Source organism: Belliella marina, assembly GCF_042682445.1.
Lineage (GTDB): Bacteria > Bacteroidota > Bacteroidia > Cytophagales > Cyclobacteriaceae > Belliella > Belliella marina.
This window is the reverse complement of record NZ_JBHUHR010000003.1, coordinates 115501-137130: the sequence shown is the minus strand read 5'-3', so window position 1 is coordinate 137130 and position 21630 is coordinate 115501. Positions and strand designations below refer to the sequence as shown.

Genomic DNA, 21630 nt, shown 5'->3' with positions numbered 1-21630 from the left:
TTAGGTTGTATCACAAATAAAATCCAATCAGAAAAAAAGAGACCATTATTTGGCCTCTTTTTTCATTTTCATCTCATATACCTTTTTGATTGTCATCGCAATTTCCTTGATTTGAATCGGCTTGGCAAGATAACCATCCATTCCTATGGAAATCGCTTCATTGACATCTTCCTGAAATGCATTGGCTGACAGGCCTATGATCGGAATGTAAGGCTTGCCCTGTAGGCCTCTGATAATCTTAGTCGCTTCCAAGCCGTTTAGTTTTGGCATCTGGACATCCATAAAAACCAAATCAAAATGGTGCTCTTCTACCTTTTCCACAGCTTCCAAGCCATTCCTGGCGATAGAAATCGAGTAGCCAAGTTCCTTCATCAGCATATTCATAAACTTGAGGTTAGTCTCGTTGTCCTCTACCAAAAGAATGTCCATAGGATAATCTTTTTGCATTTTCTCCCAATCAAAAGAGACTTCAGTTGGAGGCTCGAAGTCGAGGGTTTTCTCTTCTTGCACCCATATTTTACCAAATATGTTAAAAGAAAAAACAGAACCCTTACCTTCTTCACTTTCGATCCTCAACTCTCCCCCCATCAATTCTATCAGTTTATTTGATATGGCCAACCCCAACCCTGTACCTGCATATTCACGTGTATAGCTTCCATCCACCTGAACAAACGGCTCAGTAAGTGTTTTGATTTTGGATTTGGGAATACCTATTCCAGTATCTTTTACAGAAATGTGCAAGATGATATTGTCTTCCAAAAATGGCTCCCCATATACATATACAAAAATGCTCCCGTTTTGGGGTGTGAACTTTATCGCATTGCCAATTAGGTTGAATAGAATTTGCCACAACTTTTCCTTGTCCAACTCAACATACTCTGGCAATAGTGACCCAAACTGATAGGAAAGCTTGATATCTTTCTCCTGGATCATTCCGGTAAAAACCTTCAGGATTTTTTCAATCTCTTCTTTGAAACTAAACACCGAAACATTCAGATTCATCATTCCCGATTCTATCTTGGAATAGTCCATGATGTCGTTGATGATGTTTGAAAGCGATAAACCTGAATCCTTGATTACCTGAAGATACTCGGTCTGTTTATGATCAAGTTTGGTTTTTTCAAGCAATCCTATAATCCCCAGCAAGCCATTCATTGGAGTCCTGATCTCATGGCTCATATTTGCCAGAAATTCGGATTTTGCCTTATTCGCCAACTCAGAGGCCTCCATTGCCTCTTTGAGGCCCTTTTCCCATAGCTTTTGTCCGGTGATGTCCCTGGATACCGAAATAAGCCTCTCTTCATCCAATCTGAAAAATCTCGCTTCAAAAATCTTTCTCCCGGCCTGTGTATCTATCTCAAATTCCAATGTTACCAGTTTTCCTGTGGCTTTAACTTGATCAAAACTAGCCTTGACCTGTTGGTTGAGGGGACTGGGCAATTCCTCCATGATGTTTTTGCCAATGGATGTTGCCGCAGGTTTAAGGAGCAACGAATCATCCTGAACATAGTATTCCAAAAAGACCCCATCAGTACTGTAAATGAATATTATATCGGGAAGGCTTCTCAGTACTGACCCAAGCCTATTATTGCTTTTTATCAACTCTTGCTCGGCAATATATTTTTCATCTATATCTGTACAAATACCTACATTTCCTGCAAATGCGCCATTCTCGTCATAAAAAAGCTTTTCAAAAATCCTGGCTCTCATCCGCTCACCATTGCGCTTCTTCAGGTCAAATTCAAAAGAGAAGTTCTCCAACCTTCTTTCTATTGCCTTGCTATTTTTCCCATGAAGCTCGTCAAAATACTCACCAGTAATATATTCCCGAAAGTTCTTTTTGAATTCGGGAACTTCGTAACCCAAGATCTCTTTCACTTCTGAGCTGACGCTGGTGATTTTCCGGTCGGCATCCTGAAAATAGATGAAACCTTTGGATTCTTGGAGCAAAAGACTTTGCTGACGGAACAACTCATTGATCTTCTCCGATTTTTCCTTTAGCAGATCATTCGACTCTTGGGCACTTTTGATAAACCTATAAAGAATCAAAATAACTATCAACAACAGGAACATCATCCCTATCAACAAATAGATATAGGTCCCATAAATTCTTGAGGTAATTTCTTTCTTATCCTGAACAAATATTACAGCCAAGCTGACTTCCAAAGGGTATAGGTTAAATGGATATTGGTAGATGATAGATTCATATGTGATGTCATCAACCCTGTTCGTAAATCCACCTTCATATCCCCCCTTCAATCCCTTCTTAATGTCATTTTTGATAGGATCATATATTTGAGGATTAATGTCATAGCCCTTCACAGGAAAGTAATCCGACAAACCAAACAATTCCCCTTCCCTATAAAGTAGTTTTTCACTTGAAAGCCCCAAATAATAGTTCCCGAGCTCATCCCCCAAAAACCTATCAAGATTGACTACTGCTTGTATCTGTACATTTTTGGTAGAGTTTTCAATGGCAATATGTCTATCTTTTGCGGGTACCAAGCTGGCATTTGAAATACCTGTAGTCTTTATAAAATTATTTCTACCATCGAAATGGAAAGCCACCGTCATTTCGGGAAACATTACTACCAAAGTATCCAATACACTTCTATGGTTGTTGAATATCCTCCGTGTCACCATCTCGAACTCCAAGTGTTTCTGATTTTCTTTTTGGTAAGTCTCTGGATCGAGATTATTGACATAAAAAACCAGGTCCTCATATGTAGCTGCAAACCTATTCTGTATTTCTTTGGCAGCAAGCTCTGTCTGCTTGTTTAGAAACTGCCTCCTAGACTCCAACTGACTATCTGTCAAAGCATTGAAAAAGTTAAAAGCCAAAAAAACGATCAAGACAACGACCAAAACACCAGTGACCACAAACCAACGGTAGGCATTTTTATGGCTATTTGATAATCTCAATTGATAATCTTTCATTTGACTACAACATCTAAAACCATCCAATCCAACCTTTCCATATTATAAACATTTACAAAAAAACTATCCAAACCTTCTGTCAAAAGATACGAATTTCCTCCCGAAAGAATAAAGTTTGAAATCATTTTCCTTACTTCCCTGCTCTTACTTTTAAAAAGGTTGTACTCTTCTGGCCTGAAGCTATCGGAAGTGACAGTTTGAAGGTAAGTATGGTTTTTCAATGGAGGCAAAGATAAGGCCTCAATGGCTTTGGGCTTACCTGCCACTACCGTACCTGTCTGATCAATGATGACCAATTGCCGGTTCGATTTGTTGAGGTAATTTTCCAAAATGGAATTGACGGAAATATCGAAGGCCAAAACCATTTTCAGTTCATTTTCAAAATATATAGGGTTTAGCAGAGAAATAACCCATCCCCTACCTACCGGATCGATATAGATCTCTTCTACCCAAACCAAGCCTTTTCCCGGGTTGTTTTTTTCATCAGCCTCATAGTAAAAATTGAAGGATGTCAAATCCAAATCCGAATCCAACATATTCCTGACATCATAGGGAGGGTACAATCTATTCAGTTGTACCGGACTGTTGAAATACACCTGGGTAATCACTTCGTGCTTCTCAACCACATCCCTAAAAACCTCATCGAGTGGATTGGTCAAAAGGATTAGTTCTTCTATTGCTTTTTTGTCCGTACCGCTTGTAGGAAGATAAAGCGTACTTAGATTGGGATCTTCATCAGGGGCTGTATTGGCAAATATTCCGTTGATGTCATACTTGTTTTTATCACCATTTGAAAGGACTTCCTCTTTATTTTGAAACAATTCCAAAGTCAACTGCTCAATTTTTTTTATTTCTTCTTCCAAAATCTCAAAATCTCGATCTATCAAAGAAATAAAAGCCGACAACTCATATGGTGCATCTTCTATTATATTGACCTTCTCTTTGTTACAAGAAGACATGAACAACAAGGAAAAACTTATAAAAAAACAAAAATATTTCATGCAGCTTCAGGCTTTTTTCTAAAGCTAAAGATTTTCGAGCTGTTTTTGAAAATTTTCTCCCATTTCTTTGAATCTGTTTTGAACTGATTCGAAAAATATTCCCTGATAGAAGGTCTCTAAATCATTTTCATCCAATACATCCATTTCAGGAACTTTAAATGTTTGTTCCAATGGTCCATACTCAAACTTAATCAAGTATTTATTGTTCCATGAAAAGACCGATATCCTGACATCTTCTTTTACAAATTCTTTAACTACTCTCATTCTGGTCTTTTTACTTCGGAACTATAGGTGATTTCCGACTTTAGGGAAGATGCTACCGAACAGTATTTATCTACCGACAATGCGACAACTTTCTTAAACTCCTCTTCTGTAGCATCAGGAGAAACCAAGACAAATTTCAGGTGGATGGTTTTATAATATGCCGGCACCCCATCATTCCTTTCCCCTTCAGCCTCTACATAAAAATCTACAATTGTCTTTCTTTTTTTCTTCATCATCAAGACTGCATCTACCGAACCACAACCTGCCAAAGCTGACAGCAACAGATCCATTGGTGACTGTGCTTTCTTGTCGGCAGGATCATACATATCGATCAGAACTTTGTTCCCTTGTGGATTTACAGCTTCATACTCTAAATCCGCTTTCATTCGGACTGTTACATTTCTCTTGCTCATGTTTTCTTTATTGAAATTTTAAATCAGTTAAAAGGTGGGATGGTTGAAATGTTCAAAGGTCGGACAATTAGATAGATTATCTTCATATTTTTTGCATTTTCAAACTTTCCTCTTTGTCACGTCCTGGAAATAGTTGACACTTTTTGTATCGATTTCTCTATATTTCCGATAGCCATTCAATTGCCCTTTCAGGGCAAACACTCAACTAAACTATCTTTAAACATCGGGTCATGACCCGATGCTTGGATCATAAGCCCTTTCAGGGCATGTTCTCGTTTCTCGTCTCTCGCTTCTCGTCTCCGTTCTGTCTTGGCTCTTGCTTCTCGACCTTTTTTGTTTCTCTGTCACGTCCTGATTTTACTTGACACTTTTTTTATACTTAACTCCTCGTTTTATAGGCAAGTCATTTCGAACCTGTCTCACTTTAGGGAGGCAAAGGGAGAAATCTCGAACTGAATTTCACACCCCAACTTCAATTTTAACTTTCCAGTTTCAAATAGGGAAGAGACCTCTCCTGCCGTCGAGGTGACGTAGTCGTAGAAAGACATGTCACTTATCTTGTTTCTCGCTTCTCGTCTCTTGTTTCTTTTCTCACTTCCTACATATTCCTTCGATACTGCCCTCCCACTTCATACAGTGCCCTTGTGATTTGTCCCAAGGAACAGTATTTGGAGGCATCCATTAATTTCTCGAATATATTTTCATTGCGAACAGCAGCTTCTTGCAATTTGTTCAACCAATCCTCCGAAATCATTTCATTTCTTTTATGAAGATTTTGAAGAGTCACTATTTGAGCTTCTTTTTCCTCTACATTGGCCCTGATGACTTCTCCCGGCGTGACTGTGGGAGACCCTTCGGAAGAAAGGAACGTATTGACTCCAATGATCGGATATTCGCCTGTATGCTTCAGCATTTCATAGTGTAGGCTTTCTTCCTGGATTTTTCCACGCTGATACATGGTCTCCATGGCACCCAAGACCCCTCCTCGTTCTGTAATCCTATCAAACTCCACATAGACTGCCTCTTCTACCAAATCAGTCAATTCCTCAATGATAAATGCCCCCTGTAAGGGATTTTCATTTTTTGCCAGTCCCAGTTCCTTATTGATGATCAGCTGGATCGCCATAGCCCTTCTGACGGAAGCTTCTGTCGGAGTGGTAATGGCTTCATCATAGGCATTGGTATGCAATGAATTGCAATTATCATAAATCGCATATAGTGCCTGAAGTGTCGTCCTGATATCATTGAAGTCTATCTCTTGGGCATGGAGAGATCTTCCAGAAGTCTGGATATGATACTTCAGCATTTGGGAGCGTTCATTTGCGGCATATTTGAGTTTCATCGCCTTCGCCCAAATCCTTCTTGCAACCCTGCCGATGACTGCATATTCGGGGTCGATCCCATTAGAAAAGAAAAAGGAAAGGTTTGGGGCAAATTTATTGATATCCATTCCCCTGGAAACATAATACTCCACATAGGTAAATCCATTGGAAAGTGTCAGTGCCAACTGTGTAATCGGATTGGCTCCGGCTTCTGCTATGTGGTATCCAGAGATAGATACAGAATAAAAGTTTCTGATGTTTTGGTCAATGAAATACTGCTGTACATCCCCCATCAACCTCAGAGAAAACTCTGTGGAAAAAATACAGGTGTTTTGGGCTTGGTCCTCCTTGAGAATATCTGCCTGTACCGTCCCTCTTACTTTTGCGACTGTCTCTGTTTTTATTTTTTCATAGACTTCTGCGGGAAGTACTTCGTCACCTGTCACTCCCAACAGCATCAAACCAAGCCCATCATTCCCTTCTGGGATTTGGCCTTGATATTGGGGCCTATCGATTCCTTTTGATTCGTAAATCGAATTGATTTTTTCATTCACTTCATCTTCCAGTCCATTGGACTTGATGTATATCTCACACTGTTGGTCTATAGCTGCATTCATAAAGAAGGCGGTCATGGTTGCTGCAGGCCCATTGATGGTCATGGATACCGATGTCATCGCATCTGCCAGATTGAATCCTGAATAGAGCTTTTTAGCATCATCCAAGCAGCAGATATTTACCCCGGAATTTCCGATTTTCCCATAAATATCCGGTCTATAATCAGGATCCTCCCCGTACAATGTCACGGAGTCAAATGCCGTAGAAAGCCGTTTGGCAGGCAAGCCTTTTGATACATAGTGGAACCGCTTGTTGGTTCGCTCCGGTCCACCTTCACCGGCAAACATCCGCGTGGGGTCTTCACCTTCCCTTTTGAATGGAAACACACCAGAGGTGTAAGGAAATTCCCCCGGTACATTTTCAGTCAATCCCCATTTCAACAAATCGCCCCATGCCTCATACCTTGGCAAAGAAACCTTGGGGATATTATTTCCAGAAAGTGATATAGTATGGGTTTTTACCTTAATTTCCTTATCCCGTACTTTGAATACATAATACTCATCCCTATACTTCTGCGCTTTCTCAGGCCATTCTTCCAACCATTTTTTGTTCTTGGGATCCAGCTCAAGCTCCACCTGAGTATATACCTCTTCAAGCTCTTTGATCAACCTGTCCTTATCTTCAATGGAAGTGGAAGCAATTGCCTCTATGGATTTTTTGATACTGAAAAGTTTTTGGGCAACATCTTTTTGATCCTCTGCCCATTTGCTATAGTTTCTGTTGTTTTCGGATATTTCAGAAAGATACCTTGTTCTTGCTGGGGGGATAATGAATATTTTCTCTGACATTTCCCCTGTCACTTCGAAAGTGGTCTGAAGGTCAACCCCGGTTTTTTCCACCAAAGTCTGAATGACACCTTTGTAAAGACTATTCATTCCCGGGTCATTAAACTGGGAAGCAATCGTACCATAGACGGGGATATCTTGATCTGCTATATCCCAAAGATTGTGGTTGCGTTTGTATTGCTTTTTGACATCGCGAAGAGCATCTTGGGCTCCTCTTTTGTCAAACTTATTCAATGCAATGATATCTGCAAAATCAAGCATATCGATTTTTTCCAATTGGGTAGCAGCACCATATTCCGGGGTCATCACATAGAGCGACATATCAGAATGCTCGATAATCTCTGTGTCCGATTGACCAATCCCGGAGGTTTCCAATATGATCAAGTCAAAATTTGCAGCTTTCACAATGTCCACCGCATCCTGTACATACTTTGACAAAGCCAAATTGGACTGCCTGGTTGCCAAAGAGCGCATATAGACATTGGGATGGTGGATGGCATTCATCCTGATCCTGTCTCCAAGCAGCGCTCCACCTGTTTTTCTTTTCGATGGATCCACCGAAATGATCGCTATATTTTTATCCTTGAAATCTATCAAAAAGCGTCTGACCAATTCATCCACCAAGGATGACTTTCCAGCTCCCCCAGTCCCGGTGATTCCAAGGACTGGTGTTTTACTCTTTGCAGAAAGCTTTCGGATATCTTCCAATACTGCCTTACTCTCTTCGGGAAAATTTTCAGCTGCCGAGATCAGTTTGGCAAGTTCCTGCTTCTGTTCTTTATCCAAGGCCTGTTTTCCTTGATGGTTTTGCCCCAATGGGAAATCAGCCTGTTCGATAAGGTCATTGATCATTCCCTGCAAACCCAATGAACGGCCATCATCTGGAGAATAAATTCTGGAAATGCCATATTCATGCAATTCTTTTATTTCCTCTGGAAGTATCGTACCTCCTCCACCTCCAAAAATCCTGATATGCCCTGCCCCTTTTTCCTTCAACAAATCATACATGTATTTGAAAAATTCAACGTGGCCTCCTTGATAAGACGTGATCGCTATCGCTTGAACATCTTCTTGGATCGCACAATCAACAATCTCCAATACGGACCTGTTGTGGCCCAAATGGATCACCTCACAACCAGTTGATTGGATAATTCTCCGCATGATATTGATGGCGGCATCATGACCATCAAAAAGGGAAGCTGCAGTGACGATTCTGATATGGTTTTTTGGCTTGTATATGACGTTGGCACTTGACATGTATGTATTGGGTTTATATATTGAAGCATCAAGCTTATCTTTTGAAATCTTGATGAATGCTTATTTTATTAGATCTTGTGCGAAGATAAGAAAAAAGGAATATTCATAAAGTAGGATTCAGGATCGTTTTCAAAACATTATTCTGATTTCACCCACTTAGCTTGGAATCCAATTGTTTATGCTTTCTACACATATCTTTGGCTCGGTACTTTCCAAGTTTCAATGGACAATTAGGTTTATGGAGAAAGTGCTGTTATACATTTTGGATTTGAGTGGAAATGTGAAACCAGCAGATGAGTTTCATCAAAGCACTTTGTGGCTCTATGCACTTTTCAGAAAAAAGACAAGTCATAAAATTAACTGATTTTCATCATGATTTTTCAAAAGGAATACGTCGTTCTTTGTAGAAAGAAAAAGCATTTACTTACCTTAGAAAAAAGGAAATCATAAAACTTAGCTTATGAAACTCTCCCTATATCTTGGCACATACAAACGTGTCAAAGTATTCATCCATTGGACTTTCTCCATACTGCTACTTTGGATTGTGATTTCCAATCTAAGAGCAAACACCCCAATAGAGGATATACTTTGGACAATTCTTTTTGTTTTTGCTCTTTTCTTTTGCGTAATCCTGCACGAATTTGGCCACGTTTTGGCAGCCCAAAAATATGGAATCAATACCAAAGACATCACCTTGTTGCCAATCGGTGGTTTGGCAAGATTAGAAAAACTCCCCGAAGATCCCAAACAGGAACTGTGGGTTGCCATAGCAGGCCCATTGGTGAATATTGGAATATTTTTCGTTCTCTCTGTCATTTTGACTATTACGGGATATAACTTAGAAAATCTGGACACCCTCCAAATCAATGGAAATACCATGTTGCTATACTTGGCTTCTGCTAACCTGATCTTGGCACTTTTCAATATGCTTCCTGCATTCCCTATGGATGGAGGAAGGGTTCTCAGGGCACTTTTGGCGATCAAGCTTCCGAGAACAAAAGCAACCCAAATTGCAGGCAGTATTGGTCAGCTCATGGCCGTAGCATTTGTATTCTATGGATTGTTCTACAATCCTATTCTAATTCTCATTGGCATATTTATTTTCCTTGGAGCTGCAGCTGAAGTCAGCCATACTCAGCAAGCAAGTTTCTTAAAGAATTACAAAGTCAAAGATGCCATGATGCTCAAATTTCAGATTCTTGCTTTTGATGCCCCTCTTTCCAAAGCGACTGAAAAACTTTTGGACAGCCAAGCTACGCATTTCGTGGTAGTAAAAGATGATGTAGCAGTTGGAACTCTCAGTAAAGACCAAATTATCAAAGGCTTGAAAGAAGGCGGTGAGCAAATTAAAATCGAAGCTGTGGCAGATTTCAATCCCTATAAAATCGAAACTGAAGAAGAACTCGAACAAGCTTGGAAAAATATGATGGCAAAACAGCGAAAAGTAGCTTTTGTCATCGAAAATGGTCACTTCTTGGGAATAGTAGACCAAGAAAACATCTCTGAATTCATCTTAATAAAATCCGCCTTATCAAAATGATTCAGTCAGTTAAAGATGCTTATTTAATAAGTTCCGACCAAGTCCAAGAACGATTAGAGACTGGAAAAAATGGATTATCAACTGATCAAACGATAAAAAGACAGGTTCAGTTTGGCAAAAACTCCTTACCTGACACTGAACGCAAATCAATTTTCAAACTGATCATCAAGCAATTCCATAACTTGATGGTCTACATCCTCCTGATAGCAGCGGCGATATCATTCATTACCCAACACTATGTTGATGCTTATGTCATTTTGGGAATTATTCTACTCAATACAATAATAGGTTTTGTCCAAGAATATAAGGCTGAAGGTGCTTTGACTGCGCTAAAAAGCCTGCTTGTTTCACAATGCAAAGTCATCAGAAACAATCAGTTTGTAATGATTAAAGCCGAAGACTTAGTTCCTGGTGATCTTTTGGTTTTGGAAGAGGGAGACATCATTCCTGCTGATGCCCGCGTCATTTATCAAAAAAATGGAAGAACCTCTGAAGCCTCTCTTACCGGGGAGTCTGTCCCTGTCCAAAAATCCGAAGCTCCCCATACTGAGCCTTGCGGATTTTCAGACCAAAAAAACATGGTTTGGAAAAGCACTTATGTTGCAAGCGGCAGCATTAGGGCTATCGTCACTGCCACAGGCCTCCAAACGCAGATTGGCCAAATTGCCACTAGCCTAAAAAACATTGCTCCGAAAAAAACCAACTTTCAAAACAAAACCGACAAGCTGGCTGTTCAGATGGCCTACATAGCAATAAGTAGTGCTATTATACTATTTATAGTAGGCTATTTGGTGCTGGACACTTCCAAAAGCGAATTGCTTTTGATATCTATAGCTGCATTGGTATCTGCCATCCCAGAAGGTCTCCCTGCCGTGCTTTCCATTGTCTTGGCTGTAGGTTCTTACAGGATGTCCAAACAAAATGCCATAATCCGGGAAATTTCAGCAACTGAAAGTTTGGGTTCTGTGAGTACCATCATCACAGACAAGACCGGTACACTCACCCAAAACACCATGACCATCAAAAAAATCTGGGGTATAGGCAAAGCAGATGTGGAAGTTACCGGTGAGGGATGGGAGAATAAGGGGGAATTCATCGGAAAATCATTCAATATCGAACATTTTGATGACTTTTTTGAAATAGCAGCCCATTGTCACCAAGCTTCTTTGGAAGAAAGAAAAAAACACCAAACCAAAATAATTGGAGACCCTACAGAAGTTGCATTTCTCGTATTGGCCAACAAAGCCAACAAGCAAAAAACACTCAGCATCATTGAGGATATAGCTTTCAATTCTGAATTGAAATACAGATCAACCAAAGTGTCCAAAAGAAATACCGAATTCAAATTTTTTATTGGTGCCCCTGAGACCATTTTGGAGCGTTGTGAATTTTACAAGGATGAAAATGGCGATACCCAAACTTTCACAGCTCCCCTTAGATCTGAAGTGATCAGTAAAATTCAATCTTGGTCTGAAAACAGCTTTAGGGTTCTTGCTTTGGCTAGAAAAGAAGGAATCAATATGGAAAAAGATGAACTTCTGGAGTTTGTGGGGCTTGCAGGCATGATGGATCCCCCAAGACCTGAAGTAATCCCAGCGGTTAAATCTTGCCATAATGCAGGAATCCGGGTAATCATGGCTACAGGAGACCATGCTGCCACAGCTTTGTCCATTGCTCAAAAAGTGGGGATCGCTAGGCAAGGGCGCAATTTGGTATATACAGACTCCCAACTTCAAGAAATGTCAGAAGAAGAGTTTACTGCTGCCGTCAAAAATGCAGATGTATTCTCAAGGCTAACACCACTCATGAAACTGAGAATCGCAAAAGCACTTCAGGAAGAAGGTGAGCTAGTGGCAATGACTGGAGATGGGGTAAATGATGCCCCTGCATTGAAGCAAGCTGATATAGGCATTGCAATGGGCATCATGGGGACCGACGTTGCAAAAGATGCGTCAATGATGGTATTGGTTGATGATAAATTTTCTACGATTGTCCATGCCATCGAACAAGGGAGAATAGTATTCAACAATGCAAGAAGGACAAGTTTCTTTCTTATCACAACCAATTTTGCGGAAATCCTTACCCTTATCACCGCTATTTCTTTTGGCCTCCCACTTCCACTTACTGCGACCCAGATCCTTTGGATCAATATCGTAACTGATGGACTTTGTGACAAAGCATTGGCCACCGAAAAAGGCACAGGCAAGGAACTGTCTACTCCACCTATCAATCCCAAGGAAAATATCATCAACAAAAACATCATTCCCTTACTAATAATAAACTCATTGATCATGACCGGACTTGCTCTTCTTTCCTTCAAGTACTATCTGCCGGAAGGTATAGAAAAGGCAAGAACCATGGTGTTTATTATCATTGCATTCTCCCAGCTCTTCAATGTTTTTAACATGAGAAACTTGGATGAATCGATTTTCAAAATTGGATTGTTTAGCAACAAATGGGTCAATTATGCTTTATTCCTTTCAGTTTTAATCCAAATTCTGATTTTAGAGACCCCATTTTTTGCCAGTCTATTCAATTTTGAATCTATAGAAATCTTTGAATACCTATTTTGGATCGCATCTTCTTCCCTCATCCTATGGGCAGGAGAGGCCTATAAATATTTTAAAAAATTTAAATATCAAATAAAATGAATAACTACACAAGTGCCTCCGAAGCTGTAAAACTTGTCAAAAGCCATCAAAGAGTGTTTATTCACGGGAGTGCTGCTACCCCTACCCATCTTCTCCATGCTTTGGCAGCGAGAAAACAGGAGCTTAGGAATGTGGAAATCGTGTCCATATCCACTTTGGGAGCTATGCCCCTTGCATCTGCAGATTGTATCGGGAGCTTTTACATGAATTCACTTTTTGTATCTGAGAATGTCCGGCAAGCCGTCAACAGTGAGCAAGGCGGCTATGTCCCCATTTTTCTCAGCGAGATAGGAAGGCTTTTCAGAAATGACATTTTACCCATAGATGTGGCAATTTTGAATGTGTCCGAACCTGACGAACATGGATATTGCTCCCTTGGAGTCTCTGTAGATGTAGCCAAGCCAGCCATCGATACCGCCAAAACCATCATTGCACAGATAAACAAACAGATGCCCAGAACCCATGGGGATGGCCATATCCATATCAGCAGATTTGCTGCCGCAGTGGCAGTTGACGAAGATCTTCCCGAAGTAAACTATGCCAATAAGATCTCCTCAAATGAAATCAAGATTGGCTCTTATATCGCCGAGTTGATTGAAGACAGGGCTACTTTACAAATGGGAATCGGTGCAATTCCGGACGCTGTTTTGGGACAGCTCAAAGGGCACAAAGATTTGGGCATCCATACTGAAATGTTCTCAAATGGGGTGATTGAACTGCTGGACTCTGGGGCAATTACAAATTCATACAAAAAGAAACACCCAGGAAAAATAGTATCGTCATTTGCCATTGGCAATAAAGAGATGTACCAAAGAATCCATGACAATCCTGTTTTTTCCTTCCATGAAGCTGCTTATGTCAATGACACAGCTGTCATCAGAAAAAACCCGAAGGTCGTTTCCATCAATAGCTGCCTGGAATTGGATCTGACAGGTCAGGTATGTGCCGATTCCATAGGCAGCTACCATTATTCTGGTGTTGGTGGCCAAATGGATTTCATGCGTGGAGCTGCACTATCCGAGGGGGGAAAACCGATCATGGCACTTTCAGCGTCCACAAGGCGGGGTGATAGTAAAATAGTCCCATTCCTGAAGCAGGGAGCGGGTGTGGTGACAACGAGGGCTCACATGCATTATGTGGTGACTGAGTTTGGGGTAGCCTATCTCTATGGGAAAAACCTGAGACAAAGAGCCTATGAACTCATGAATATCGCCCATCCAGATCATAGGGAATCATTGGAAAGAGCTATCGTAGAACGATTCGGCAGCTTCGTCTACCCTACTAGATAAGCTCGTGTGCGTAAGACAATAATTGAAAATTGTTCTGTGGGGACACAGAACAAGGTTAAAAAAGTCACTATTCAACATGTAATCACCTGACATCTTCAAAATCAAAAAACCACCCAGATTGGGTGGTTTTTTGGTATTACAAAACACTATATTTCCAGAAACTTATCTCGGAAGATCATTTCCCATAAATTCATTTGGATTGACCAATGGGATATTTGATCCCCACTTGCCATTGATTGCGTTGATAAAATGGTTTGCTACAAAAGCATGTGCCCTGGCATTGGGATGGACTCCATCCAGAGAGAACCCTCCATTGGGAGGGACAATGCTGGCTGTCAACCCTACGCCACCGGAAGCCACTTGCCCAGCCAAAACCTTATTCAATAGATCATTTACATCCACCAAAACCAACCTTTCAGCATTTGCCTGAACAGCTGCTGAAATGAACCCATTGAATGTGGCTATTTTTTGCTGGATTTCTTCTTGTTCTGTTGGAATCAAGACAAACTGATCTTCAACAGGAAAACTAACCCCTCGAATCAATGCCGGATTCCCCCCTACAGTCTGCCCTAAAGCTTGGGACAGTGGCAAGGTAGCCTTATCGGTTGGTTTACTTTGTCTGATCGATGGCAATCCCAAAGCACCTAGATTAGTCAATGACTCATCTTCCATCACAAACCCATTTTGGCCAGCTTGGAATTGAATTTTTCTGTATGCTTCTTCTTCCTCCGTGATCAAGCCAGCTGTTCTTGCAAGCGTCAATCCCCCATTATACTGGGCATATCCTTGGTTAGCTTGATCGGCCTGTGCTTGTGACATTGGTAGAGCATTCCAAGGAACAAGGTTAAAATAAGGCAATACTGCCAAACCGGGAATATTGGCAACAGCACCTTTTGCATCTGCATTCGCTTGCAACATTGCTCCCAACGCAGCGCCCAATCGCTGTTGGAAATCAGTATCTGATGTAAGTATGGCTGGATTTGAAGCGCCTCCTACAGCGTATCCCAAGACATCGTTATTGCCCAACCAAAATGTAAAGAATGTGCCACCATTTGCCAAGGCCGTCGCTGCATCACCTATTATGGTAGAAGAACCTGGGTCAGAAGCAAATCGCTCGTACATTCGATTATAGGCAGGGTTTTGTGGGACATTCGGACCTCCTGTCTGTGGGATCAAAGCTGTCGCCAAAGTTATCCCAGGAACACCAAAATTATTCAGTTCTGCTTTATTTCCAGTAAAATCCCCAGGCAATTCTCCCGCACCTATCGGAGCCGGGCCAGCGGCACCAGTTTGGGGATTTACCGTAAGTATCAACCTTCCCAAAGGTCCTTGAGGTCCCATTTGGAAGAAACCATTTACAGAATTGATATCGGGAACATTGAAATCACCTCCCTCTATTGTTTGGGCTTGCTCAGCCAATTTGATGGCAAAGGAGCTTTGCTGGCCTCTGTTATAGAGGGCACCATCCATAAATCCAGCTGTAATCGCATCCCCTACTGCTATAATCTTAGTAAAATCCGCCGATCCCGAGGTTGGTTGGTCTATCTGCGGCTCTGGAAATTCATAGGTACAGGCTACAAATGATCCCAATACCATTAGAAATATTAATTTATTGAAGATTTTCATTTTTGCCGATTTTTTAGTTTAACAACTCATCAAACGTGATGGACACATAGTACACAGCACCAATAGTAGGCCCTCCAAAGTTTTGGAAATACCTATTGTTGAAGATGTTGGAACCACCCAATTTCACGATGGATTTCAACTCTTTCAGCCTGTAGCTGACCTGTGCATCGAAAGTATGGATTTCCGGTACATCTCCCTGGGCAAAAGTAGACTCCCACCTAAATGCTGTTTGGTACCTGTAAGTAAGTCCAAACCCAATTTTGTCTGTCAGTTTTCTGTTGCCAAATGTAATGTTTGTTTTATGCTCCGGCGTATTGAAATCGTTCAGGAAATCTTCTCCGATATTGGTTATGAGTCGGTTGAAATTATAGTTCCCTCCCAATGTAAAATTCCCAGGCAAACTGTAGGTAAGCCCTATCGCCGCACCATGGGCCCTTACTTCTTTATCCACTATATTCGTATATGTCTGGAAAGTATTTTCTTGGCCTGGAATTGTAATTGGAGTCAAGAGCGTTGGGGCATTGATCGCATTGATGGCAGCTTCATCGGTATCTGGCATTGCACCGGGGAAGATTGGCCCTGGAGCCTTCCTGACGGATGTCTGCGTGATGAAATCATTGTAAATATTGTAATAATATGCTACATCAATCATCAATCTATTGTCAGCCAATAGGCTTTTGTATCCAACCTCAAAAGATTGAACCCTCTCTGGGCGCAATTCAGGTAGAGATTCTACCTTTTCCAACAAACCAGTGGCCCTTGGATCTATCGGTGACATGCCTGACCCAACTGCAGCTACATAGTTATTGACAGAAGAAATGGAATATGCATTGTTGAAAATATCATACTTATCTCTGTAGAATGGCAAGCCTCCAATCAATCTTGCGGATACCACATTCAAATCAATATGCTGTCCTTGGGTAGTTGGGTTTCTGAAACCTGTCTGGTATGATACCCTGAAATTACTGTTTCCCTGACTGTAAACACCAGAAATCCTTGGGTTCAATTGACCTTTGAAGTTTTCGTTTTTATCATATCTCAATGAGCCAGTCAATTTCAGCTTGTCGTCAAAAACAGTTTTTGAACCTTGGGCAAATGCCCCAACTTCCTGAATCGTGATGTCATTGCCTTCAACATCTGCGAATATGGTTCCATTCGATCTCAAATCATACAACCTGTAAGAAGCTCCAACCTGAAGATCCATGAAATCAATTTCATTCTTGAAGTCATATTGCCCTTCGACCATATTCATCCTCGAACGATCATCAAACAATGAACCTCTTGGAATGACATCCGATCTCACATCTGCTTTTGCGGCTTCAAACTCTGCTGAACCTGGCAAATACCTTCCTGTATCTGCTTGACCTCTTGCAAAATTATGGGCTCCTGCCATCATTGCGGCTGATGGGGATTCGCCAGCCCCTGGATTGAATCCTGCGGCAGCAAGTGCTCCTAAATAATTCAATCCATACTCACCAAACCATAGTCTATTTTCTTTCCATTTATCATTGATGGCAACACCAGTCAAATCTGCGATATATGAATCACCTGAGTTTTCTATTGTGGTATACCCTCTGATGAAATAATTGTCGCCCTTTAGCTCCAATTTGTGCTGGATAATCGAAAAATTGGCCAATGAATATCTCTGCGCACCAGTGTAGACAGAGGTCCCAGCACCATAATTCACAGTATAAGACAACTCTGACCTATCTGTAATTCTATAATGCAGTGCCCCATTCAGCTTTAGGTTATTGGCATTATAATCTACCAAATGTCTTTCATCATATCCAGTCCTAGAAACTACTTGGTCAGGCAAAAACGGGACAAACTCTGCCAACCCAAGGCTTTGTGCATTTTGCTGAAAACCAGCCACATTCCTAAACAAGCCAATATTGTTTGCTACCTCATCTCCAAATACATGGACTCTATTTTCTCCGGGGTTGAACGGTAAGCTCCCTTGGTTTTCCCTACTCAAATCAGTCTGATCTGTTCCATGCCAATCCATTGCCTGCATATAGGAAGCATTGATCTTGAACGCAAACTTATTGTTGAATGCTTTTGCATAGCGAATAGAGCCTTCATACATCGGCTGTGGACTGTTTGGCTCACCCGGGCGTCCATTGATATGGTTCACCCCTTGCTTATAGAATGCACTTAAACCTTGATACTCAAATGGGCTTTTGCTGTTTACCAACAAAATGCCATTGAATGCATTTGGACCATAAAGTGCGGATGCTGCTCCAGGGATAAACTCCACAGATTCCACGTCCAATTCTGATGGACCGTTCAAGTTCCCAATCGGGAAGTTCAGTGCCGGGGCCTGCGTATCCATCCCATCGGTAAGCTGCACAAACCTGGTATTTCCTGTCGAGTTGAACCCTCTTGCGTTGATGATCTGAAAGTTGATCGAGGAAGTGGTAACATCCACCCCTTTCAAATTCGCAATACCTTTATAATAATTATCCGCTGGGGTATCCCTTATTGCAAGGATATCCATTTTCTCAATGGAAACAGGAGATTTCAATATGCTCTCCTCAACCCTTGATGCAGAAACCACTACTTCCTGGCCAAGCATAAACTGCTCTGCCAAAGACACTTTCAAATTCGAAACATTTTCCTGAGTAATCTCAACTTCCTGACTTGCAAAACCTACCATCGAAAAAATCAAGGTCAATGGTGGTGCCTGATTGACACGTAAATTAAAGTTTCCCTGCATATCGGTTACTGTACCGATCACTTTCCCTTTAACAACGATATTCACCCCTATGAGGGTTTCTCCAGATCCTTGCTCAGTCACAGTCCCTGAAATGGTTGTGTTCTGAGCAAAAACCACAGATGTGCTTAATGAGATGATGACAAAGAGCGAAAATGCCAGCTGCCATACTCTATTTGTAAAATTTAGCATACGTTAATCTTGGGTTTATTTGTTTAATTGATCATTTTAAAACAATCACTTGTTAATAATTGTGAAAATTAGACGAATTTCCCAATAATCCTTCATGTTTATTTAAAAAAATAATTACAAACGTTTTACAAACATGAAGAATCCAAAACAAACTAGTTGATTATCAACTAAAAAAGATTAAAAACCCAACGTTGTTTAGTCCTCAAGCTCAATACTAAAAATTCAAAAAATACTTGACCCTAAAAAAGCCTGTCCCACAATTTAGTTTCAAGATTATACCTTCATATATTATTTTGAGAAACAGTCTAGATACGGGAAAAAGAAAAAGGTGAAAAGAGTATCTTCTTTCACCTTTTTCCATTACCTGCCAAAAAAATCTTTGCGGGTTTAAATCTAATCACCTTGAACTATCCCACCACAGATCAACCCACCTAAATGGGGCAATATTAGAAGGGTTTCACGCTTTGGAACCGTTAAAAGCGATTTTCCAGATGGGACTGCCTCATCAATTTATTTGGCTGCATTTTTATTTTCCTCATTGACATGCTTGACCAACCTATCACACAACTCCTTCATCTCCTCCGACATAAACTCATCTCCTGTGGCATTCAAAATAGTCTGGGCCATCCCACCAAGAATGTCTATGTAGAACCTTTTCATCTCCACTACAGACATATCATCTGTCCAAAGATCAATTCTTAAAGTGCTATGGTTCAAATTATCCCAAACATTCAAACTGATGCTTTTGGTTGCCTCATCCCCATCACCTTCTTTGTCTGACGCATCCCACTGTATGGATTTGGGAAGGTTTTTATCGTCAAGATTGATCTTAAATTTTATTTCTGAACTTTTCATTACCTAATATGATGATTTATGCCACAAAACTACAAAAGCCTACCCTAAGTTCCGAAGATGAGTGTGATTTTGTCCTACATTAAAGACTGACTGCATATAATCAAGTCTTTACAAGGTTCTGATAATTTTTTGGTTTTAGTTCAAACACCCCAAATTTGATTATTTATAAGCCAACTTCATTTAAAATGTTAGCTATTGAATTTTTCTCTAGCTTTGAGAAAGCAAACCCTGCCTGTCCGGCAGGCAGGCATTTTTTACCCAAATCTTTCAGAGAAGCACCTAAATGATATACTTCCATGTTGTCAATAATCAGAAAACGGTCATGGCTTTTGGTAAAGGATTTGAGTTCAAAAATACCGTATTGCTCATTGGCTTTTTTTACATCTAAGGTCAATTGCCTAGAAATGGTTTTGGTCAATAAAAGAACCTTTACCTCGTTTGCTTTTTTGGATAGATGCGTTATGGTGCTTTCGTCGATATAATTATCAACCAATCTAATATTTTTCTTTGCAGAGCGGATGATTTTAGAAACTCAAAAACTCATTTCAGGGATTTCTCCTTCTACTACTAGCTTCCCTTCTGTTTTGTCTTTGATCTCTTGGACTGATACACCCGGTGCACGCTCCAATAACTTGAACCCTCCTTCAGGAAGCACCTCCAGTACAGCCAGATCAGTAACTACTTTTTTGACACACCTGATCCCGGTAATTGGCAAACTGCATTCTTTCAACAATTTGGACTGGCCTTCCCTGCTGCAATGCTGCATCGCTACAATGATATTCTCGGCCGATGCCACCAAATCCATGGCGCCCCCCATTCCTTTCACCATCTTTCCCGGAATCTTCCAGTTTGCGATGTCTCCATTTTCCGAAACTTCCATCGCACCAAGTATGGTCAGATGGACATGACCTCCACGGATCATTCCAAAAGACTCTGCCGAATTGAATAATGCAGAACCTTTTGCCATGGTGATGGTTTGTTTTCCGGCATTGATAAGATCCGGATCAACCTTGTCTTCTGTTGGAAATGGGCCAATACCCAAAAGGCCATTTTCAGATTGCAATACCACTTCCAAATCATCCGGTATATAATTCGCCACCAAAGTAGGGATACCAATACCCAGATTGATGTATTGGCCATTTTGAACCTCTTTGGCAATCCTTTGTGCTATTTGATCTTTGTTGAGCATGTTTGAGTTGTTTTTGGGTTTTCTTGTTTTTGAATTTAGAATTCAGACCTTAAATTTCAGAAGTTAGGATTTAGATTAATTGAAATAAGGTGGAAATAATTTGAAATAGAATAGAAATAAATGGAAATATTTCAACCTTATTTCGCAAAGCTTATTTCAACCTTATTTCACCAATGGCATATTTCATCAAAGCTTATATCAACTATATTTCGTCAAAGACATATATCTACAGTATTTCACGAACCTGTCTGCCTTGGTAGAGTATATTTCAATAAAACCTATTCTTTAGTTACAGTCCTCTGTTCAATCCTTTTTTCGTAATCTTTGCCCTGGAAAATTCTCTGTACATAAATTCCCGGGGTATGGATTTCATTTGGGTTCAATTCACCCGCAGGAACCAGTTCCTCCACTTCAGCAATGGTAACCTTTCCTGCTGCTGCCATCATTGGGTTGAAGTTCCTAGCCGTTCCCTTAAAAATCAAATTCCCAGCCGTATCCCCTTTCCAGGCTTTTATAAATGAAAAATCTGCCTTCAACCACCTCTCCAACAAATATAATTTCCCGTCAAACTCCCTCAACTCCTTGCCTTCCGCCACTTCCGTACCCACGCCTGCCGGTGTGAAAAATGCCGGAATACCTGCTCCACCTGCCCTTACCCTCTCTGCCAAAGTGCCTTGCGGAATCAATTCAACTTCCAGCTCCCCGCTAAGCAATTGTCTTTCAAATTCGGCATTTTCACCTACATAGCTGGAGATCATTTTCTTGACCATCCGTTTTTGAAGCATCAAACCAATGCCAAAATCATCTACGCCGGCATTGTTTGAGATACAGGTAAGGCCATGTAGTTCTTTCTCCAACAAAGCCTTGATGCTGTTTTCCGGAATTCCAGACAATCCAAATCCTCCAAACATCAATACTGCATCCGAAAAAACATCTGCTACAGCTACTTCTGCATTTTCTACTGTTTTATTGATCATAGGT

Annotated in this window: 14 protein-coding genes; 3 read left to right on the top strand and 11 right to left on the bottom strand. The window is 40.8% G+C overall.

Annotated elements, in window-relative coordinates; genetic code table 11:
- Positions 1-45 precede the first annotated feature (45 nt).
- From ACFSKL_RS02055 to ACFSKL_RS02035, 5 genes are all read right to left on the bottom strand, one after another.
- Entirely contained in the window at positions 46-2937 is a 2892-nt protein-coding gene (locus ACFSKL_RS02055) for an ATP-binding protein (RefSeq protein WP_376883054.1), read from the bottom strand.
- Complete coding sequence (locus ACFSKL_RS02050; protein WP_376883052.1) at positions 2934-3896, bottom strand: PDC sensor domain-containing protein; 963 nt, start codon at positions 3894-3896, stop codon at positions 2934-2936. Before ACFSKL_RS02050 ends, ACFSKL_RS02055 begins: the two co-directional genes overlap by 4 nt.
- 66 nt (positions 3897-3962) lie before the next feature.
- Complete coding sequence (locus ACFSKL_RS02045; protein ID WP_376883050.1) at positions 3963-4202, bottom strand: hypothetical protein; 240 nt, start codon at positions 4200-4202, stop codon at positions 3963-3965.
- Positions 4199-4615 (bottom strand): OsmC family protein, encoded by a 417-nt coding sequence (locus ACFSKL_RS02040; protein WP_376883048.1) that lies wholly within the window; start codon positions 4613-4615, stop codon positions 4199-4201. The genes ACFSKL_RS02045 and ACFSKL_RS02040 overlap by 4 nt, the downstream gene beginning before the upstream one ends.
- Before the next feature lie 598 nt (positions 4616-5213).
- Positions 5214-8594 (bottom strand): methylmalonyl-CoA mutase family protein, encoded by a 3381-nt coding sequence (locus ACFSKL_RS02035; protein ID WP_376883046.1) that lies wholly within the window; start codon positions 8592-8594, stop codon positions 5214-5216.
- Between the two features lie 460 nt (positions 8595-9054).
- Here ACFSKL_RS02035 and ACFSKL_RS02030 point away from each other — a divergent pair, with 460 nt between their 5' ends.
- Genes ACFSKL_RS02030 through ACFSKL_RS02020 form a run of 3 tightly spaced genes read left to right on the top strand, consistent with a single transcriptional unit; the run spans position 9055 to position 14074 of the window.
- A complete protein-coding gene (locus ACFSKL_RS02030) occupies positions 9055-10134 on the top strand; it encodes a site-2 protease family protein (RefSeq protein WP_376883044.1) in 1080 nt (359 codons plus the stop codon).
- Complete coding sequence (locus ACFSKL_RS02025; protein WP_376883042.1) at positions 10131-12785, top strand: cation-translocating P-type ATPase; 2655 nt, start codon at positions 10131-10133, stop codon at positions 12783-12785. Before ACFSKL_RS02030 ends, ACFSKL_RS02025 begins: the two co-directional genes overlap by 4 nt.
- On the top strand, positions 12782-14074 hold the full coding sequence (locus tag ACFSKL_RS02020) for an acetyl-CoA hydrolase/transferase family protein (protein WP_376883040.1): 1293 nt from the start codon (positions 12782-12784) through the stop codon (positions 14072-14074). The genes ACFSKL_RS02025 and ACFSKL_RS02020 overlap by 4 nt, the downstream gene beginning before the upstream one ends.
- 162 nt (positions 14075-14236) lie before the next feature.
- Here the strand turns inward: ACFSKL_RS02020 and ACFSKL_RS02015 are convergent, their stop codons facing one another.
- The 6 genes from ACFSKL_RS02015 to ACFSKL_RS01990 all read right to left on the bottom strand — a co-directional run bounded on the left by ACFSKL_RS02015 (position 14237) and on the right by ACFSKL_RS01990 (position 21626).
- Positions 14237-15700: a hypothetical protein gene (locus ACFSKL_RS02015; protein WP_376883038.1), complete on the bottom strand. Its 1464-nt coding sequence runs from the start codon at positions 15698-15700 to the stop codon at positions 14237-14239.
- 13 nt (positions 15701-15713) lie between these two features.
- Positions 15714-18605, bottom strand: coding sequence for a TonB-dependent receptor (locus tag ACFSKL_RS02010; protein WP_376883036.1), 2892 nt, complete (start codon positions 18603-18605; stop codon positions 15714-15716).
- A 510-nt stretch (positions 18606-19115) separates the two neighbouring features.
- Positions 19116-19460: a gliding motility protein GldC gene (gene gldC / locus ACFSKL_RS02005; protein WP_376883034.1), complete on the bottom strand. Its 345-nt coding sequence runs from the start codon at positions 19458-19460 to the stop codon at positions 19116-19118.
- Between the two features lie 163 nt (positions 19461-19623).
- The gene (locus ACFSKL_RS02000) at positions 19624-19953 is read right to left on the bottom strand and encodes a fic family toxin-antitoxin system (protein WP_376883032.1); all 330 of its coding nucleotides are present in this window, start codon (positions 19951-19953) and stop codon (positions 19624-19626) included.
- 39 nt (positions 19954-19992) lie between these two features.
- Positions 19993-20649, bottom strand: coding sequence for a 3-oxoacid CoA-transferase subunit B (locus ACFSKL_RS01995; protein WP_376883029.1), 657 nt, complete (start codon positions 20647-20649; stop codon positions 19993-19995).
- A 278-nt stretch (positions 20650-20927) separates the two neighbouring features.
- Positions 20928-21626, bottom strand: coding sequence for a CoA transferase subunit A (locus ACFSKL_RS01990; RefSeq protein ID WP_376883027.1), 699 nt, complete (start codon positions 21624-21626; stop codon positions 20928-20930).
- Between the last annotated feature and the right edge of the window lie 4 nt (positions 21627-21630).

Bases quoted from the DNA above. Each gene is read 5' to 3' on its own strand.
- gldC (WP_376883034.1), bottom strand. From the start codon at position 19,460: ATGAAAAGTTCAGAAATAAAATTTAAGATCAATCTTGACGATAAAAAC.
- ACFSKL_RS02045 (WP_376883050.1), bottom strand. From the start codon at position 4,202: ATGAGAGTAGTTAAAGAATTTGTAAAAGAAGATGTCAGGATATCGGTC.
- ACFSKL_RS01990 (WP_376883027.1), bottom strand. From the start codon at position 21,626: ATGATCAATAAAACAGTAGAAAATGCAGAAGTAGCTGTAGCAGATGTT.
- ACFSKL_RS02020 (WP_376883040.1), top strand. From the start codon at position 12,782: ATGAATAACTACACAAGTGCCTCCGAAGCTGTAAAACTTGTCAAAAGC.
- ACFSKL_RS02055 (WP_376883054.1), bottom strand. From the start codon at position 2,937: ATGAAAGATTATCAATTGAGATTATCAAATAGCCATAAAAATGCCTAC.
- ACFSKL_RS02035 (WP_376883046.1), bottom strand. From the start codon at position 8,594: ATGTCAAGTGCCAACGTCATATACAAGCCAAAAAACCATATCAGAATC.
- ACFSKL_RS02040 (WP_376883048.1), bottom strand. From the start codon at position 4,615: ATGAGCAAGAGAAATGTAACAGTCCGAATGAAAGCGGATTTAGAGTAT.
- ACFSKL_RS02030 (WP_376883044.1), top strand. From the start codon at position 9,055: ATGAAACTCTCCCTATATCTTGGCACATACAAACGTGTCAAAGTATTC.
- ACFSKL_RS01995 (WP_376883029.1), bottom strand. From the start codon at position 20,649: ATGCTCAACAAAGATCAAATAGCACAAAGGATTGCCAAAGAGGTTCAA.
- ACFSKL_RS02050 (WP_376883052.1), bottom strand. From the start codon at position 3,896: ATGTCTTCTTGTAACAAAGAGAAGGTCAATATAATAGAAGATGCACCA.
- ACFSKL_RS02010 (WP_376883036.1), bottom strand. From the start codon at position 18,605: ATGCTAAATTTTACAAATAGAGTATGGCAGCTGGCATTTTCGCTCTTT.
- ACFSKL_RS02025 (WP_376883042.1), top strand. From the start codon at position 10,131: ATGATTCAGTCAGTTAAAGATGCTTATTTAATAAGTTCCGACCAAGTC.
- ACFSKL_RS02015 (WP_376883038.1), bottom strand. From the start codon at position 15,700: ATGAAAATCTTCAATAAATTAATATTTCTAATGGTATTGGGATCATTT.